At 34.2% G+C, this 3,432-nt stretch carries 5 protein-coding genes; all 5 read left to right on the forward strand.

Annotated elements, in window-relative coordinates; all coding sequences use genetic code 11:
• Window positions 1-244: 244 nt before the first annotated feature.
• The 5 genes from ACQRBH_RS17100 (at window position 245) to ACQRBH_RS17120 (ending at window position 3,364) form a co-directional block, all read left to right on the forward strand.
• Window positions 245-418 (forward strand): hypothetical protein, encoded by a 174-nt coding sequence (locus tag ACQRBH_RS17100; RefSeq protein ID WP_427762659.1) that lies wholly within the window; start codon window positions 245-247, stop codon window positions 416-418.
• A gap of 408 nt (window positions 419-826) precedes the next feature.
• Window positions 827-1,774 (forward strand): hypothetical protein, encoded by a 948-nt coding sequence (locus ACQRBH_RS17105; RefSeq protein ID WP_427762660.1) that lies wholly within the window; start codon window positions 827-829, stop codon window positions 1,772-1,774.
• A gap of 703 nt (window positions 1,775-2,477) precedes the next feature.
• Entirely contained in the window at window positions 2,478-2,762 is a 285-nt protein-coding gene (locus ACQRBH_RS17110) for a hypothetical protein (protein WP_427762661.1), read from the forward strand.
• Window positions 2,734-2,901 carry a hypothetical protein gene (locus ACQRBH_RS17115; RefSeq protein ID WP_427762662.1) on the forward strand — a complete coding sequence of 56 codons (168 nt, stop codon included), beginning with the start codon at window positions 2,734-2,736 and terminating at the stop codon, window positions 2,899-2,901. Before ACQRBH_RS17110 ends, ACQRBH_RS17115 begins: the two co-directional genes overlap by 29 nt.
• A gap of 79 nt (window positions 2,902-2,980) precedes the next feature.
• The gene (locus ACQRBH_RS17120) at window positions 2,981-3,364 is read left to right on the forward strand and encodes a hypothetical protein (protein WP_427762663.1); all 384 of its coding nucleotides are present in this window, start codon (window positions 2,981-2,983) and stop codon (window positions 3,362-3,364) included.
• Window positions 3,365-3,432: the final 68 nt, after the last annotated feature.

The raw sequence follows: 3,432 nt of genomic DNA on the forward strand, positions 1-3,432 counted from the left end.
ATTGTCGGCACAATATTCCAAAGCACTAACCTACTTCCCGTTATGTGGGATTACTCAAATCTTCCATTGAATTTTAATGGGATATTTGTATACCATTTATGGTATTATGGATGGTTCTTTCTTTTATCGCAATCTTAGTTGCTGATTCAATTAACTATTATGTATTTGATGAAAAACCAGCTCCATATTACAAATTATTTGGATATACAATTATACAATTCAAAGAAAAATAAGGAGAAAGTACATGAAAAAGTACAAAGCAATATATCCTGTAATTGCCGTTGCTGTGATGCTAATTTTGGCATTACTTTTTCTTTTTGGTCGTGATGATAAGTTGTGTCAGAAAATAATTAAAATTGTCGCTCAAAATGCATTGACAAATTTGGAATATGTGATATATTCAACATGTCGAAAGTAGTTTTCGCATTCCATTCGAGAGACTCCATCTCTCTTTAAGACTATTAGCATATATTAAACCCTGTAGAATGCGTTCTATGGGGTTTATTTTGGCTTTTAACGAGTTTTAATGACGGATGTGATAACTTTATCGACTGAATAATAAAATGGCTTAAAATGGCAAATACGAGCTTAAAAGGGCATATATACAATATGCACAAAAATATAAGAAGATAATAAGATAAATATATATAATACCATGAAAATAATAAAAAGTCAATATTTTTATTAAAAAAATAAAGGAAATTGGCGATTGATGCGGTATAATATAAGTAGGAGGGCAAAAAGTACAACAAAAAGGACTCCAAAAACAATAGGCAAAACAAAAACAGATAAAAAATGATGAATGATGAATGGAGTACCTTGAAAAATGAATGGAAGAAAAACTTTTGACGAATTGGCAATTGCCAGAAAAATGGAAGCATCTAAAGAAAACGAGTTTACAAAAACGGCAGCTTTACTCTATGCTAAATACTTACGATATAAAAAGGTAATTGAAGCCGGTAAATCTTACGATAATATTACAGTTGAGGAATTAACTGAAATGGATAGTGAGATTGAAAAAGAGTTAATTGGATTCTGGAAACGGACATGCCCGGAATTCAACTATGTCAAATCTTTCTTGGTAATTGACAGCGCAATTGAGACTTCAAAAAAATATAAGTTGAAATTGCCACACCCGACACCGATCACACAATCGGAATGGGATGCTATCATGAGTATTGATAATGACAATTATCGCCGAATGCTCTTTGTAATGTTGGTCGAAGCAAAATATCGCAGATTATACAATGCGACAATAGGCGTTGAAAATCAGATTTCGCCGGAAACAAAATTTTACGTTTATATGAATAGGACGGAAATACAAAGAGCCGGGGGTTGTAAGTTCACCGACCAACAAGAAAAGATTTGGGCACTGGGAACTTTGCATGATGCTGGATTATTCGACATAACAGAAAACAAATTGCGATTATGGTATATCAATTTTGTTGATATCAGCGATGAAAACATAATAGATTACGTTACGGACTATGACCACCTGGATTTACACTATGAGCGACTTGCCGGGGGAAAAATAGGAACATGCAAAACTTGCGGTAGATTGTTCAGGCAAGGAAAGACAAAACCGGCATCATACTGTTATAAGCACCGGAGCAACGCAAAAATGGAAACCCAAAAACTAATCTGCATTGATTGCGGAAAAGAATTTGAAGTTGGATCAAAAAGCCGGAAAAAATGCAGATGCGATGCGTGCCAAAAAGAGTATAGGAAGAGATATGATCGGGAAAGAAAAGCGAAAATAAAGGAAGCAGTATAGCAAATAGATGACATCTTACAGTGTGAAAACATTGTAGGATGTTATTTTTTTGCTCAAATTCCACAATTCAAAACAGAATCTTTTTACAATCTCAAATCGCTGGAAATGGCTTATTTACGTGTTTTCAGCAAGTTTTTTACTCAAAAAAACGCATGTCAACAGTATGTGGAAATAGGATATAAGGAAATATACTGGTATTTTGTTTTCGCTATTTATAATTCATCATTGTTTTGTTTTTTTAACAATTCCAAAGTGTAATTACTGCGGATTTGATGGTGAGGTAAATTAATTCACCTAATATTATTTATCAAGGGGCGCACGTATGTCGGCAACAGGTGTGCCCTTTGTAGAGTGTTGATTTAAGTATACAAATCTTGTGTACTTAAACCAAAATTCTACCCAATCCTCACGCTGAGTGATGGAGATAGTAAAGAGATAGACAATACAGAAATCAGATATTGTTTTTCTTCTTTCATTTTAAATCGGGGGCAGATAGTAATCTGCTCCCACCTTTCTATGTGCTTTAAATAGATTTGAGTAGGTATTATCTGCCTATTCACATGTGCTTAAAGCACTTTTTCTATTCTTTTTTCCAAGTTCGTGGCGGTGGGCAACTGCTGCCACTTTTATTTTTTTAGCGAAAAAATTAATACAACATGAACTAAATAATTAACGTAATTGTAAAAAATACAGGAGGACAAATATGAGCCAAGAAAAAGAAAGAACCTTAACAATCCGAGAAATCGCAAACGCTTATCTCGATTACAATGGATTAACCATATCGTATATGAGCCGTGTTACACGCATACCAAACGCCACACTAAGAGCATGGTTAGATGGCAGAAGAAACATTAGCACTGCAAACTTAATCAAGGTAAAACAATTTCTTAAAGGGGATTTTTTACTTGACGTAAATACGGTAGTTAATCACCTATTATTAAGTCAGGAGGTGGCAGAGGATGAAAACGCTGAAGCTAACAGAAAGTGAAGAAAGTAGATTAATAAAGATCCTTCAAGAAAGATATAGCAAATCACTAAATCTGTTTGAAATCTCAACAATAAAAGGGATTTTGGAAAAGCTGGGGGTAAAAGTCGATGACTGGACACCAGATTTTAAAGATTTATAACGACCAAAACAAAAAATGAAAGAATAAGATATCAACTAAAAAGATGCGAAAAAGAATGATATCCGAAAAGGAGTCATTCATGAAAGATTACATGAAAGAATTTAATCCATCGCCGGAACAAAGAAGCCTGACGATAAAGGGAAAGGAAGCGTGCGACTTGGATAATAAATATTGCAAAATCAATAATGATGCAATGAGTGCAGCTATGCGAGATTTGAAGCCGAATACCTTTAAATTGTGGCTGTACTTTGCCAAAAATCAAAATAAATATACATTTTGGTTATCTGCCGTTGATGTACATAATTTTACCGGCATGAGTAGATCAACATATCATCGGGCATTTGATGAACTTGTTGATAAGTTTTATTTAATACGTGACCCGGAGGACACACGGCATTATGATTTTTACGAACGCCCACACGACACAGGTGTACGTGATTGTAATGTTACAATCAATAAGTAGGGGGACGTAGTCAAAATGAATACGTGGGGACGTAGTCAAAATGAATACAGAAATATAACAATATATAA

Origin of the sequence: Bariatricus sp. SGI.161 (assembly GCF_050313695.1) — a bacterium.
Lineage (GTDB): Bacteria > Bacillota > Clostridia > Lachnospirales > Lachnospiraceae > JAFBIX01.

Coding starts and splice junctions, on each gene's coding strand:
- ACQRBH_RS17100 (WP_427762659.1), top strand. CDS start 245: ATGAAAAAGTACAAAGCAATATATCCTGTAATTGCCGTTGCTGTGATG.
- ACQRBH_RS17105 (WP_427762660.1), top strand. CDS start 827: ATGAATGGAAGAAAAACTTTTGACGAATTGGCAATTGCCAGAAAAATG.
- ACQRBH_RS17110 (WP_427762661.1), top strand. CDS start 2,478: ATGAGCCAAGAAAAAGAAAGAACCTTAACAATCCGAGAAATCGCAAAC.
- ACQRBH_RS17115 (WP_427762662.1), top strand. CDS start 2,734: ATGAAAACGCTGAAGCTAACAGAAAGTGAAGAAAGTAGATTAATAAAG.
- ACQRBH_RS17120 (WP_427762663.1), top strand. CDS start 2,981: ATGAAAGATTACATGAAAGAATTTAATCCATCGCCGGAACAAAGAAGC.